We start from the raw sequence: 13923 nt of genomic DNA on the forward strand, positions 1-13923 counted from the left end.
TCTGTGGTAATATTAACCAATCGTCTTTTGTGTGTTCAAAAGGAGTTCGAGTGGTTAATAATAGAACACAACGATAAAAACTTAAACGAGGTGACGCAAAATGAGTTGGTTATGGGCATTGATTGTTGGTGGTATTATTGGTTGGTTGGCAGGAATTATTGCAGGTCGTGATGTTCCGGGTGGCGTGATAGGTAACATCATCGCTGGTTTTATCGGCGCATGGTTGGGTAGCTTGATTCTGGGAAACTGGGGTCCTGAAATCGGATCGTTCTACATCGTTCCTGCATTAATTGGTGCGATTGTGCTGGTCGTGATTGTAAGCTTGATCTTCCGTTCCGTTGGACGAAGTAGAGGCTAACTTTACGAATCAATGAATAGACTAGCCCCTATGGGGCACAAGGCTAAAAATGGAAAGAAGCTGCTTCCGCAAGGTTCGAAAAAGAACCTGTGGGAGCAGCTTTTTTTGAGGAAAAGTGACGAATTTTTCCTATTGAAAACGCCTGATATGAGGAACACTTAGAACGCCGAGCACGATACACATGCCGATGGTTGCAAACATGCCAATTGTGAACATACCACCAAGCTTATCCGCTACAGCACCTACGGCCAGATAGCCGACAGGGAGCAGGGCAAAGGAAAACATTAGATCCAGACTAGCTACACGTCCAAAAGACTCGGCTGGGACTAATTCCTGAAGGCTTGTCTCCCAGATAATCGCAAATATCATAATGCCAAATCCTTCGAGCATCATGCTCATAATCAGTCCTGGCATCCAAGTGACTACAGACAACAGTAGTAAAGCAAGGCCGCTGACAAAAGCTCCTAAGTATGCGAGCAGACCGCGATGCTTCCAATGTTTGCGTGATCCATACACAAAGGCCCCCAGCATGGCGCCAATGCCGCTACTTGCCATCGCAATGCCGTATACGACTGGATTGTAGCCATGATGAACCTTGAACAGCCACGGAATGAGTACAGCGATAATGCCTGAATAACAAATATTAATGAAGGAAAAGGCAAGAATCGTAATCCATAGCCAGGGGTGGCTTTTGAGAATGATAAAGCCTGCGATAAAATCCTTGAGAAAATGCTGTCCACCCTGATCTTGCTGTTCTGGATCTACCTGACCTTTGCCGATGATGGAGGCCAAATGAGCGCTCAGCATCCAAAAACAGGCAAAAGATATCAGATAAGCGATGGAATCCAGTCCAAAGCCGACACCCGGTGAGGAAAAAGATACAATGAAGCCTCCTAACGGAGGGCCAAGTAGACGGACGGCTTGTATACTGATCTGACTAAGCGCGTTAGCTGCATTACGTATGTCCGGTGTGAACACCTGTGCGCGTAAGGCAGAATAAGCAGGATTAAAGATACCGTCCATCAATCCGTACAACGCTAGGCCAACGAATAGAACCGGCAATTTCATCCCGCCTGTAAACATCAGCACTGCCGCAATGAACATCAGTCCAAACCGGGCGATATTCGTAAACAGAAGGAGACGAATTCGGTCAATTCTGTCCACGATCATTCCTGCGAAAGGCAGAATAAGTACGTTAGGCAGCATATAAACAGTCATCGCCAGTCCCATGATAGTAGTCGAGCCTGTTAGGGAATAGATAACCAGTGGCAAAATGACTGTGGTGACTGAGCTCCCCAACATTGCGATCCAATGTCCAAGCCACAACAAGGTGAACGCTTTGGATTGTTTTAAAGGTGAAGTGAAGGTAGCCCAGGCCGAGTGACTTCCTTCAGGTGATGTAGAGGATAAGGTTGAATTTTGGGTATCCATGATCACACTCCGGTATATTTCTAAACTGCATATTAAAACCTATTATACGAAATCTCTAACGTAAGGGTACAGAAAAAGTTGCTGTGAGGGGAGTTGTAATGAATAGCCTGCCAATGAAAGAGTCAACCTAGAATAACTTTAGGCTGCAAAGATATATAACTTACCTTTTGCATAGGGATTATTGGATAAAAGCATTGACGCGTGAAAATGAATGATGTACTATTCAATGACCAGCCGCGTGCTAGGTTATCAAGAAAAAGGGAAAGAGTGTGGATACCATGAAAAAATTTAGTTTTTTGCCGATTGTACTCATCGTGATGGCATTGCTGGTTTCGGCCTGCGGTAACAACGATAAAGGCGCCAGTACCAATAATGCATCTACCGGAGATAACGGATCTAATAATGGAAAAGCAGATACTACTGCTACAGCTACTCTTGAATCTGTAAAAGCAAGCGGCAAGCTAAGAATTGGCACGGAAGGTACCTATGCTCCGTTTACCTACCATGATGCTGCTGGTAAGCTGACAGGCTTCGATGTCGATATTGCGACTGAAGTGAGTAAACGCCTGGGGGTACAACCGGAGTTTATCGAGACGCAATGGGACGGCATATTCGCAGGATTGAACTCCAAGCGGTTTGACACGGTGTTCAATGAAGTATCCATTACAGATGAACGCAAGCAAAAATATGATTTTTCCGATCCGTACATTGTCTCCAAGGCAGTTCTGATCGTAAGCGAAGACAATACAGACATCCAGAAATTTGCTGATCTAAAAGGAAAAAAGGCTGGGCAGTCCCTGACCAGTAACCTGACTCAAATCGCGAAAAGCAACGGTGCGGAAATTGTGGCAACAGAGGGATTCAACCAAGCCATCGACCTCCTCACTTCCAAACGGGTGGATGCGACCGTCAATGATGGATTATCCTATCTCGATCTGAAAAAGCAAAAGCCTGACGCACCCATCAAAAAGGTGGACGAATCTCCAGATGCTTCACACAGCGCAGCTGTATTCAATAAAGGCAGCGAAGATTTGATCAAGGAAGTAAACAAAGCGCTGGCTGATATGAAGGCTGATGGTACGTACCTGAAAATTTCCGAGAAATATTTTGGAGCTGACGTATCCAAATAATAAATGAAGACCAAACGTTCGCCAAGTCGAACTGAATCTTCTCAAACCTATCTTTTCAAAGGATGTCTGTACAATGGATGATCGTCAAATACAAATCATTATCGATTCATTATTGCCTCTGCTAAAAGCAGGGGTTTCTTTTACGATTCCACTCACGCTTATCTCCTTTGCTCTGGGACTCGTGCTGGCGCTGATTACAGCGTTGGCCCGGCTGTCCAAATGGAGAATACTCAAGCTGATTTTCGGCTTCTATGTATGGGTGATTCGAGGAACTCCTTTGCTGGTGCAATTGTATATTATTTTCTATGGTTTACCTTCCGTGGGTATTACACTGGACCCGTTTATTGCTTCAGTGATCGGCTTTACCCTCAGCGTAGGGGCTTATAGCTCTGAAATTATGCGTGCGGCTATCATATCCATTCAGGAAGGCCAATGGGAGGCGGGATACTCTCTGGGTATGACGCGCTGGCAAGTATTGCGGCGTATCGTGCTTCCGCAAGCATCCCGTGTGTCCGTACCTCCGTTGGCTAATTCATTCATCAGCTTAGTGAAGGATACCTCACTGGCTGCGACCATCACTTATGTGGAAATGTTCAGAACGGCTAACCAGATTGTAGCTACCACATACGAACCGCTATTGGTGTATACCGAGGCTGGGGTTATTTACCTGCTGTTTAGCACTATTTTGACTGTGCTGCAAAATTACCTGGAGAAGCGACTAGGCCGTTTTTCCGTCAGATAAAGGAGATTGTACCGGTGATCCAAATTCGGAATATACACAAATCGTTCGGCTCGCTGGAAGTGCTTAAGGGTGTTGACGTGACGTTGGGTAAGGGGAAAGTGCTTGTTATCATCGGTCCTTCAGGTTCTGGTAAAACAACGCTTTTACGCTGCTTGAATTTGCTGGAAATTCCTGACCAAGGAGAGATCCAAGTAGGGGATATTGTACTGAATTTTGCGAAAGGAACGAAGCTCCGGCAAGAAAACATTTTGGCGCTGCGCAAGCGGACAGGGATGGTATTTCAATCCTACAATCTCTTCCCGCATATGACAGCAGTACAAAATGTGATGGAGGGCCAAGTCACGGTTCAGAAAAAGAGCAAGGATGAGGCGCGCAAACGTGCATTGGAGTTGCTTAAAAAAGTGGGGTTGGCTGATAAAGCGGAATCCTATCCGCATCAGTTATCGGGAGGACAGCAGCAACGGGTCGGTATTGCCCGGGCAATGGCGGTCGAACCTGAGGTACTATTGTTTGACGAGCCGACCTCTGCGCTTGACCCCGAGTTGGTAGGCGAGGTGCTTAAGGTCATGAAGCAATTGGCCGCCGAAGGGATGACCATGGTCATTGTCACCCATGAAATGAAATTTGCAGCTGAGGTCGCGGACCATGTGATTTTGATGGATCAGGGTGTAATCGTTGAGCAGGGTACGCCGCATGAGGTTCTGGAGCAGCCCACCAGTCCACGGGCTATTCAGTTTTTGAATCGTCTGAGCGGGGAAGCGGAATAAAGGGAATTACAGTATTTATTAAAATAAGCGTTTAGACTGAATAAAAAGGCAGCTACAGCCGGGCATTGAAAAATAAGCCTCGCACCCGTAGCTGCCTTTTGCTCATCAGTTGTCCTCTTTTATTTCAATTTTAATGTAAGCAAAAAAGTAATCAACAGAATACAACAGCCTGCTATGAATGGAGCGAACAGATTTGCATCAAATAAAAATCCCGCTAGAGTAGGGCCTAAAATATTCCCGACACTCATATAGGCATTATTCATACCCGCTACATATCCTTGCTCATTCCCGGCCATCTTCGATAATTGTGTATTAAGAGCTGGACGAAGCATAGCTGTGGCAAAGAAAATAAGGGAAGTGACAAGGAAGATACTCCAAAAATCTTTGGCTAAGAGAAATAAAATATAAGCAACTGAGGTGAAAAGAAGCGATCCTTTGATCACCCTTTGTTCACCAAACTTATTGATTATTTTAGCAACAACTAATGCTTGCATACCGACTCCGATCACAGCACCTGCGGTCAGAATGACAGCAATATTTTGAGGTGAGAATTGGAAGCGGTTCGTTACATATAAACCAAGAACAGATTCAAAATTAGCGAGTCCAAAGGTCATCACCAGGACAAGTACAAAGAGCATCGTATATTTTGACTTCAACGATCTCGCGTATTGTTTGTAAATAGATTCCTTCTGAATCATTCTTGCCCGTGCTGCTTTCATTTGCTCTTTCGATAAACTTTCAGGCAAACAAAACACTGAAAAAATAATTGCAACCATAGCAGCACCTGTCGCTGCGTAAAGCGGCACTCTCGTTCCATATCCTGCAAGAAGACCACCCAGTCCAGGTCCAATAACAAATCCGAATGACATGGCTGCGGCTAGCAGGCTATTTCCTTTGGCGCGTTCTTCGGTTGTTGTAATATCCGCTACATATGCCATCATGGGTGGAACAATCAGGGCTGCTGCCATTCCTTCCAGAAGTCTTGAGGTATACAGCATCCACAGCTCATCTCCAATAGCAAAGATAAATTTAGCCACAGCAAAAACAATGACACCTACGACGATGAATGCCTTTCTCCCATATCGATCAGACAGCTGTCCAGTCAGGGGAGAGAGCAGGAATTGTGTCATGCCATAGGCTGCTACCAATAAACCGATCGCCCGTCCACTGGCTCCAAACTCAATGATCAGTTCTGGCAGGATGGGGGTAATTAAACCAACGCCCACCATAACGATGAAGATATTAATCATTAGGATTCCAAGTATTCTTTTCATGCAAAAAACCTCCTTATCCATTGGTTTCTGGATAGGAGGTAGACGTGCGAACAAGAAGATACACTGCTCCCGTCAAAGAAGCAATGCTCTTATCGTGAATACCCAAAGCCTACACTAATCCTATCCAGAAAATTCGTAAGATTACGATTTTTTTCTTCGGTGGAATAGGATTAGTAGATCATTGGCTTAAGGTCACCCTTTCGATACTTTATTATTTATAAACGTAACATAAATTTCTTGATAAGGCAATGAAAGGATAACTCAGAAGAACCCGACTCGTCCTTCGGCCACATTTTTTAACCAGTCCTGCTTACGGCTCTTATCGAGCTCGCCTCGCATACCTTTGATAATCAGTTCAATATCGGCTTTTCCCTGCTCATGCCACTCCAGAGCAGTGCTGACATACAGTTCTCCGAGCTGTGCCAGCGAAAACCCGTCAGTCATGGCTGCCGCCTTCTGTGTACCTGTTTCCCCTGCAAAAACAAGGAAGTTGCGCAGCTTGAGATACGCCAGTCGCAGCGCTTCGTCAGGCAAACTGATTTCATAAGCCCGGTCGAAACGCCCTGCCCGGTTCATCAGACCTGGGTCGATTTTTTCGGGATAATTGGTCGTTCCGATCAGGAAGATGCCCTCCTTGGATGTAGCACCGTCGAGGGTATTCAGGAAAAAAGAACGCACCTCCTGAGGCATGGAATCAATGTCCTCAATAACCAGTACCATCGGAGCCAGGCGAGTAGCCGCCTCGAACACCTCTTTGACCGATTCACTGGTTGTATACTCCGTAATTTGCCAGTAGGCTGCCGGACCCGGTACACTGCTGGCAATTGATTTTACAAGTGTTGTTTTACCGTTGCCCGGATGGCCGTATAGCAGAATACCACGCTTGTAAGGAATGTTATAAGTCTGATAGAAGGTACGATCCGCTTCAAAAAACTGATCGAGTGATCGGAAAATATCCCGTTTTATTTCCGCTTTCAAAATCACGTCATCCCGCGTAATTGCGCGGGTTATCGGCTCTGCCTGCCGAGAAAGTCCACGGCTTGTGTCGGTAAAAACGGTGACACGCTTCATATTCTGCTTACGTTCACGACCGCGTACTCCCGCGAGGAAGCCTTGCAGCTCTTGGTCGCCTATCGCAAATACGTAATCTTCATTGTACACGCCATTCTCACGGAAAAAGGGAACTCGCGCCAGCGCGATGCCCCACTTGGGATAGGCGAATACATTATTACGCATCGACAGATGCACGCCATATTCAGGAGTCGGCCCGTCATCGTCATACTGGATGGTGCGTTCCTCCAGACGATCGAAGACCCGTGCTACATGCTCCAGATCGGGACTGCCTGCACGAATGTCCTCCTCCAGTAAATCCCAATACTCAATATTGGGATCATCGCTGGCATACAGCACGTATTTTACGCCGTAGCGGTTATAGAGTGCTTCACTGATACCGTCGATCAGACGGGCATAAGCGGCATAACCGGTAATGCGCCCATCTGTACGTTCATCAAATTCGTAAATAGCTGGGATGTCTATACTCAAATTATTTGGCTCCTTTCAGGGCGGCTAGCGGCTTGCATTTGGCTACAACTGCTGCGAGTCCTGCCCCGGTGACACTTTCGATAATATCATCTACATTTTTGTAGGCTTGCGGAGATTCGTCGATAATGCTTTCCAGTGATGCCTGATTGACCACAATTTCGTCGTCTGTCCCTACACCCAGGGCCCCTGCAAAATCGTCCACACTGACGAGTCGTTTGGTCGCAGAACGCGAACGAATACGGCCTGCTCCATGACAAATGGAGTGGAAGTTATCCTGACCGCCCGGTAAACCTACCATAATATAAGAGGCTGTCCCCATAGAGCCGGGGATCAGGGCCGGATGCCCTGTCGCCTGATAAGGCCGCGGATTGTCGGGGTGTCCTGCTGGAAGAGCACGCGTAGCACCTTTACGATGCACAAACATGCTGCCGTGATCCGGATGGGATTCCTCCCAAGCATAATTGTGCATTAGATCGTATAAAGTACGCAACTCGCACTTTGTACCAAAGACATCGCGGAAGGCTTCACGCACCGAGTATGCGATGAGATGTCGGTTCACCACGGCATAATTTAGCGCCGAATACATCATATCGACATAATGTGCAGCCTCGGGATGGTCCAGCGGTGCGAATACCAGTCTTGGATCGGAGGTACCGAGTCCGAGACGGCTCATCGTCTTGGCAATAGCAGATGAACTTGCCTGGCTGACTGCTCCACCCCAAGCCCGCGATCCAGAATGAATCATCACAGCCACCTGACCGTCGAACATACCCCACGCTTCAGCTGTTTCGCGGTTTTCCTCCGCGATTTCAATCGCCTGAATTTCGACGAAATGATTGCCTCCACCCAGTGTGCCGAGCTGTCGGTGAGCCCGATGCCATGTACGGTCTTCGACAAGATTCAGCACCTCCTCGTCAAAGGAGAACTTACTGTGCTCTACATGGGTGAGTGAGGTGGATTTCTTAGGAGTGTAGCTGTCCGGAATATATTTGTTGGGTAAGCCGTGTAGACCCTTGCGTACAATATGCTCCAGTCGGATATCCGAATAATGCCCGCGCTGGTGGGCTTCCATGGGCAAGTATTTGTCGATGGTTTTGACCAGCTTGCGGCGTAGCTTGGTTTCCTTCAAAGCATCCTTGTGCAGATTGGTCAGGTGTACGCGCATGCCGCAGCCAATATCACTGCCAACGATGGAGGGAGATACATAGCCGTCCTCCATTCCCCATACAGCAGTCGTACCGATGCAGGTTCCGACGCCTACATGTACATCTGGTGTGTATCCCATATAGCGGATACCTGGAATTTGTAAATTGTTATTAGCCATCTCGAACACCTTGTAATCTAGTGAGGAGAAAAGTTGCTGAGAAGCATATACGGTTAGATCACCTGCTGGAAGCTTCATCAGATGGCTGTATGGTCCTTCATGCAAGGACGAGTTGGTTGTATGTTGTATATTCATATAAATGGGTAGTTCCCTTCTTCATGTAAATTCATAAATACTTGCATAAAAAGATTTAAAAAACAAAAAAAACCGCAGACTTGTCGTCTACGGCTTCCTGCACCGAAAGTGTCATTACATTTTATGATCAACACATCATAAATACGTAAAATAACTTGTTCTTCCAATAGCATAAGAAAATAAAAAAGCCTGGCTAATCACGCCGTCAGACAGCGTGATATCGCCCATCATGTCGCCCGAACGGGGCCGATGAGACAAAAACTCAAATATGTGGTTGTATCGTGCTGCCTGTCTGTCGTTATCATATAAAGCTCGGTCATGTCTGTCGGCCCCCTTTTCTTAAAGTTAATTGCTATGTTAATGGAAACCTGTGGAAGCTGTCAACCCCTGAAAGGTAGAAGTGTGGGAGAATGTGACTTTACTCATGGTGAAGTGTGAGTAACATCATAGTTCAATTGGCCTAAAGCTGTTATTGTACTGAATATTCAAATATTCAGATATTGTTGATCGTTTATAGGACAATTCTGTGAGGGGGACGGAGCAGGCATGGAAGGAGATCTCCAGAAATTTAAGGCCGACTTTTTCAAAGCATTGGCTCACCCTCTGCGCATCCGCATTTTGGAGGTGCTGAGTGAAGGGGAACGGAATGTGAACGAGCTGCAGACTGCGCTCGGTTCCGAAGGTTCTGCCGTATCGCAGCAATTGGCCGTTTTACGGGCCAAAAATTTGGTGAACAGCTTCAAGGAAGGTACATCGGTTGTATATTCACTACGTGATCCGCTTTTGACGGAGCTGCTTGCGGTGGCGCGGCGGATTTTTGACAATCATTTGGTCGAAGCTATCTCGTTGCTGGAAGGTATACGTAACGAGAAGTAATGCTATTACAGAAAAGAAGGGTTATAGGAATGAAGTGGATAGGAAGGTTCGAAGGCTATAACGCAGGGGCTTTGCGAAAGGATCTAATTTCCGGAAGTATTGTAGCGATTGTGGCGATTCCGCTCGGTATGGCGTTTGCCATTGCATCAGGAGTAAAGCCGGAATATGGGCTGTATACGACCATTGTTGCGGGAATTTTGGTTTCGCTGCTGGGAGGGTCCAAATTCCAGATCGGAGGACCTACAGGCGCGTTTATTCCGATTTTGCTGGCTATTGTCATGCAATACGGTTATGAGAACTTACTCATAGCCGGTTTTATGGCGGGCATTATGCTCATTTTAATGGGTGTGCTAAGGCTGGGGGCACTGATTAAGTTTATTCCCAAGCCAGTAACAATTGGCTTTACGGCCGGAATTGCCGTGACGATATTCAGCGGTCAGATTGCTAACTTTCTCGGCTTGCGCGGGGTAGAGCGGCATGAAACTTTTCTGCCTTCCATGGCAGAGCTCATCCATCGACTTCCTTCACTGAATGTATATAGTATCCTGACGGCTTGTATCTGTCTTGCCGCGCTTATTTTGGTGCCTAAAAAATGGCCCAAGATACCCGGCTCACTGGTTGGCCTACTCTTGTCAACGCTGGTGGCAGCTTTACTTTTTCCAGGGCAGGTGGCTACCATTGGATCTGCGTACGGCGCAATTCCAGCATCTTTACCTGAGCTACATATTCCTGTGATGACGTGGGACTTGATCGTGAAACTCTTGCCGCCAGCACTTGTTATTGCAATGCTGGGAGCTATTGAATCTCTGCTTTCAGCGGTGGTAGCTGACGGTATGACGGGAGCTCGGCATAACAGCAATCGTGAACTGGTTGGACAAGGGATTGCTAATTTGCTGACACCGCTGTTCGGCGGTATTCCTGCGACAGGTGCAATTGCCCGCACCGCCACAAATATCCGTAACGGTGCTGTTTCTCCTATGTCAGGCATCGTACATGGGTTCGTGGTGCTCCTCATTCTGGTGCTTTTTGCACCTTACGCATCTAACATTCCGTTGGCCAGTATGGCTCCGGTGTTGATGGTAGTAGCGTGGAATATGAGTGAGCGCAAGCATTTTGCGCACATTCTCAAAACGCGGACAGCGGATTCTATTGTGCTGGTTGTCACCTTTTTGCTGACGGTTTTTACGACGCTGACAACGGCTGTGGAGGTGGGTTTAATTCTGGCGGTTGTATTGTTTGTTAAACGTATGAGCAATACACTTTCAGTAGACAAGGTACTTCCTGATCCTTCTGTAAAACATGAAAAAGTAGGCGCGCATATGGTCACAGATCAGCATGATTGCCCGCAGGTGGCTATTTACAATGTGGAAGGCCCTCTATTTTTCGGTGCAGCCTCGGTATTGGAAAACTCAGGTGTGGGAGGTCAGACTGACCACCTACAAGGGATTTTGTTGTTGCGTATGGGAAAGGTCCCTTTTATGGATATGACGGGAGAAGGTAACTTTACCGCATTAATTCAGAAATACCGGAAGTCTGGCGGGACGGTGCTTGTTTCCGGACTCCAGCCTCAACCGCTGGCATTACTACAGAAGACCGGATGCTACGACATGATTGGACAAAAGCATTTTTTCGAACATACAGGAGAGGCCCTTACGGCTGCCCTTGCGCTGGTGAATCAGGATCATTGCTGTGGATGCAGGCAAATGGCTTTCCGAGAATGTACGAGTCTGTGCCGCAGATCGCAGCAAACCAAATCTTCCTTTCCAGACGGAGCCATTTCGGTTCCCTTACCAGTAAATAGCGGCAGATAACACTCTTTTAAATTTGTTGCTGAATGCCGAAAAATCTCTTCTAATCTCCGAAACCAAGTGCACAATGAAGACTTGCATTTGCTTCGAAAATGGAAGAGATTTTTCTCTTCTTAAAGAAAAAAAGGAATAAAATTCAAAAAAATGCTTGAATATCTGATTTTATGACACTATACTAGATTCAAAAGATACCATATGTTTCATTCTTTTGTTTTAAATTGTATTTTAATATTTGCTTATCAACCTCCTCGATCACTTCTAGTTTCTTACCCTACCTTTTTCTTCATTTTTTTCACTTACTATTTTCAAACTTGTCCACCTGTTCCTACCCGATGCTCGTTCTTTGCGGTCTGCACCAAGGGTTATTCACCTCAGAATGATGACCTATGGATTTCACCCCAGCGGAATCTATATTTTTTAAAGGAGGTGAGTACCAGAGGCTATTTTGTGAGCTTTTGACGTAGCTACTCGGAAGGCTGTCCTTGAGAATTAAAAAACCAAGTAAAGGGAGATGGAAAGTATTGATTAAGTCGAAAAATATCAAAAAGACGCTGTCGGTCAGTTTTACCGCTCTTCTTGCTTTTTCTCTAATTTCTCCGGTATATGGAGATTCCAGCACAACCACCTCAGCAGGAGGATCAACCATTTCCGCCAAGGTTTCAGCCAAGCTGAACCAACAATTCAGTGCCAGTGAGTATGTCACCTATCTGGTTAAATTGAAGGATCAGGTGGATACGGAGTCAGTTGCCAAGCATGCTTTCCAAAAGGCCTCTGCAGAGCAAATTTCACCCGCTGCTGCTAAGCTTTCTGTACGTACAACGGTTGTGAACTCTCTCATGGATACAGCAGAAAAAACGCAACAATCCGTGGAAGAATACTTAAAGAAGGAAGTCAATAACGGAAACGTCAAAAAATACAAGAGTTACTTTATCGTGAACGCATTTGCGGTAACCAGCACCAAAGAGGTCATGGATAATCTCGCCACACTTCCTGAGATCGACAAAATTTTACCGGATGAAAAGCGGGAACTGCAAAAGGTAGAAATAGATAAGGATGCCCAGCCCGTAGTTGAGGAATCTACAGCTGACCAAGCGGTTGCAGATCAAGCCGCTGTAGATACGGCTGTGACGGAAGAGAATGCGCAAAAATCGGTGGAAGAATCCGTGTATAAGGATGCTGTAACGCCGAGCCGTGTCGAGTGGAATATTTCTAAAATCAAAGCACCACAGGTTTGGGCCAAAGGCATTGACGGCAAAGGCATTGTTGTCGCCAATCTGGATACAGGCGTTGAATATACTCACCCGGCACTGAAAAGAAAATGGCGTGGTCTGAACGCTTCCGGCCAGGTCGTTAATCCAGAACTGAGCTGGTATGATGCGGTTAATGGAGCATCGCTGCCAACTGATTCAAATGGACATGGTACACATACGATGGGGACGAGCGTTGGCTCGGACAGCAACGGTACGAATGAAATCGGTGTTGCTCCCGGCGCCAAATGGATTGCGGTTCGAGTATTCAATCCAGATACCACCGACTCCATCTTACTGGACGGTGGACAGTGGATTCTTGCTCCTGTAGATAAAAACGGTAAAAAGCACCCTGAGCTTGCACCGGATGTGGTGAATAACTCTTGGGGCGGTGGACCTGGCCTGGATGAATGGTATCGTCCAGTCACCAAGGCGTGGAGAGCGGCTCAGATTTTCCCTGAGTTCTCCGCAGGCAACACAACACTGTCCAATCCGGGCGGACCTGGGTCTGTAGCCAATCCGGCGAATCTACCGGAAGCTTATGCGACAGGAGCCACGGACGTTAACAACAAGCTGGCCAGCTTCTCGCTGCGCGGTCCTTCTCCTTATGGCGAAGTGAAGCCTGAAATTTCGGCTCCTGGTGTGAACATCCGTTCTTCTGTACCGGGCGGAGTGTATGAGGGGGGATGGAACGGTACTTCTATGGCAGGCCCGCATACTGCTGGATTAGCAGCATTACTGCTTCAGGCCAAACCATCTTTGACTGTGGATCAACTGGAGGATGTTATTTCAAAAACAGCGACTCCGCTGACAGATAGCCAGTATCGGACTTCACCGAACAATGGTTTCGGATATGGTCTGATCGACGCGCTTGCTGCGGTGAACTCCGTACTTAAGTGAGGATTTTGCAAAAATCCTATAAGCGACTTCCAATGAACAAGATATAGAGCGAAAGATAGGATTAAGAAAGACCCCCGAAAATCCCTTTGAGCGGCTCGTACAGAGATTGCATACACCTATTAACCGTGTAATGCACTATTACGTAGCCGCAAAAAGGGGTTTTCGTACATAAAAGAATATAAAAGTCATAGAATTTCAAGAAAAATGCAAAAAAATGACTTGTATATCTGTTTTGATAACTTTATACTATTCCATAATATATGATTATATATCAATTTTTAATATAAAATGTAATGATATAACATGTTTTCTTCGAATTTCTCCTGCTTTTTCTCCTTGGTTTCTACTGAATTCATCGCTTTTCTATTGGGATTGCAAACTCACCTATG

The 13923-nt window shown here is 46.4% G+C and carries 11 protein-coding genes; 7 read left to right on the plus strand and 4 right to left on the minus strand.

From position 1 onward, the window contains the following. Positions 1 to 100 precede the first annotated feature (100 nt). On the plus strand, positions 101 to 358 hold the full coding sequence (locus tag MKX59_RS07905; RefSeq protein ID WP_023989828.1) for a GlsB/YeaQ/YmgE family stress response membrane protein: 258 nt from the start codon (positions 101 to 103) through the stop codon (positions 356 to 358). Positions 359 to 487: 129 nt separating this feature from the next. On the opposite strand, the gene MKX59_RS07910 is transcribed toward MKX59_RS07905, so the two are convergent. Continuing rightward, positions 488 to 1789 carry an MFS transporter gene (locus MKX59_RS07910; RefSeq protein ID WP_053325926.1) on the minus strand — a complete coding sequence of 434 codons (1302 nt, stop codon included), beginning with the start codon at positions 1787 to 1789 and terminating at the stop codon, positions 488 to 490. A 278-nt stretch (positions 1790 to 2067) separates the two neighbouring features. Between MKX59_RS07910 and MKX59_RS07915 the strand changes: the two genes are divergently transcribed. The 3 genes from MKX59_RS07915 (at position 2068) to MKX59_RS07925 (ending at position 4428) form a co-directional block, all read left to right on the plus strand. Continuing rightward, positions 2068 to 2919 (plus strand): amino acid ABC transporter substrate-binding protein, encoded by an 852-nt coding sequence (locus MKX59_RS07915; RefSeq protein ID WP_023989826.1) that lies wholly within the window; start codon positions 2068 to 2070, stop codon positions 2917 to 2919. Positions 2920 to 2992: 73 nt separating this feature from the next. Beyond that, positions 2993 to 3661, plus strand: a complete 669-nt coding sequence (locus MKX59_RS07920; protein ID WP_023989825.1) for an amino acid ABC transporter permease — start codon at positions 2993 to 2995, stop codon at positions 3659 to 3661. Positions 3662 to 3675: 14 nt separating this feature from the next. After that, a complete protein-coding gene (locus MKX59_RS07925) occupies positions 3676 to 4428 on the plus strand; it encodes an amino acid ABC transporter ATP-binding protein (RefSeq protein ID WP_023989824.1) in 753 nt (250 codons plus the stop codon). 119 nt (positions 4429 to 4547) lie between these two features. Here MKX59_RS07925 and MKX59_RS07930 read toward each other — a convergent pair whose 3' ends face one another. The 3 genes from MKX59_RS07930 to MKX59_RS07940 all read right to left on the minus strand — a co-directional run bounded on the left by MKX59_RS07930 (position 4548) and on the right by MKX59_RS07940 (position 8703). Continuing rightward, positions 4548 to 5702 (minus strand): MFS transporter, encoded by a 1155-nt coding sequence (locus MKX59_RS07930; protein ID WP_069080317.1) that lies wholly within the window; start codon positions 5700 to 5702, stop codon positions 4548 to 4550. Positions 5703 to 5963: 261 nt separating this feature from the next. Then, positions 5964 to 7244: an AAA family ATPase gene (locus MKX59_RS07935; RefSeq protein WP_023989822.1), complete on the minus strand. Its 1281-nt coding sequence runs from the start codon at positions 7242 to 7244 to the stop codon at positions 5964 to 5966. Between the two features lies 1 nt (position 7245). Continuing rightward, positions 7246 to 8703 carry an RtcB family protein gene (locus MKX59_RS07940; protein WP_075154612.1) on the minus strand — a complete coding sequence of 486 codons (1458 nt, stop codon included), beginning with the start codon at positions 8701 to 8703 and terminating at the stop codon, positions 7246 to 7248. Positions 8704 to 9249: 546 nt separating this feature from the next. On the opposite strand from MKX59_RS07940, the gene MKX59_RS07945 reads away from it, so the two are divergent. From MKX59_RS07945 to MKX59_RS07955, 3 genes are all read left to right on the plus strand, one after another. Continuing rightward, positions 9250 to 9579, plus strand: coding sequence for an ArsR/SmtB family transcription factor (locus MKX59_RS07945; RefSeq protein ID WP_013311437.1), 330 nt, complete (start codon positions 9250 to 9252; stop codon positions 9577 to 9579). A 29-nt stretch (positions 9580 to 9608) separates the two neighbouring features. After that, a complete protein-coding gene (locus tag MKX59_RS07950; RefSeq protein WP_023989820.1) occupies positions 9609 to 11390 on the plus strand; it encodes a SulP family inorganic anion transporter in 1782 nt (593 codons plus the stop codon). 518 nt (positions 11391 to 11908) lie between these two features. After that, on the plus strand, positions 11909 to 13534 hold the full coding sequence (locus tag MKX59_RS07955) for a S8 family serine peptidase (protein ID WP_076295847.1): 1626 nt from the start codon (positions 11909 to 11911) through the stop codon (positions 13532 to 13534). Positions 13535 to 13923: the final 389 nt, after the last annotated feature.

The sequence above is a fragment of the Paenibacillus sp. FSL R7-0340 genome, assembly GCF_038002205.1.
Lineage (GTDB): Bacteria > Bacillota > Bacilli > Paenibacillales > Paenibacillaceae > Paenibacillus > Paenibacillus polymyxa_B.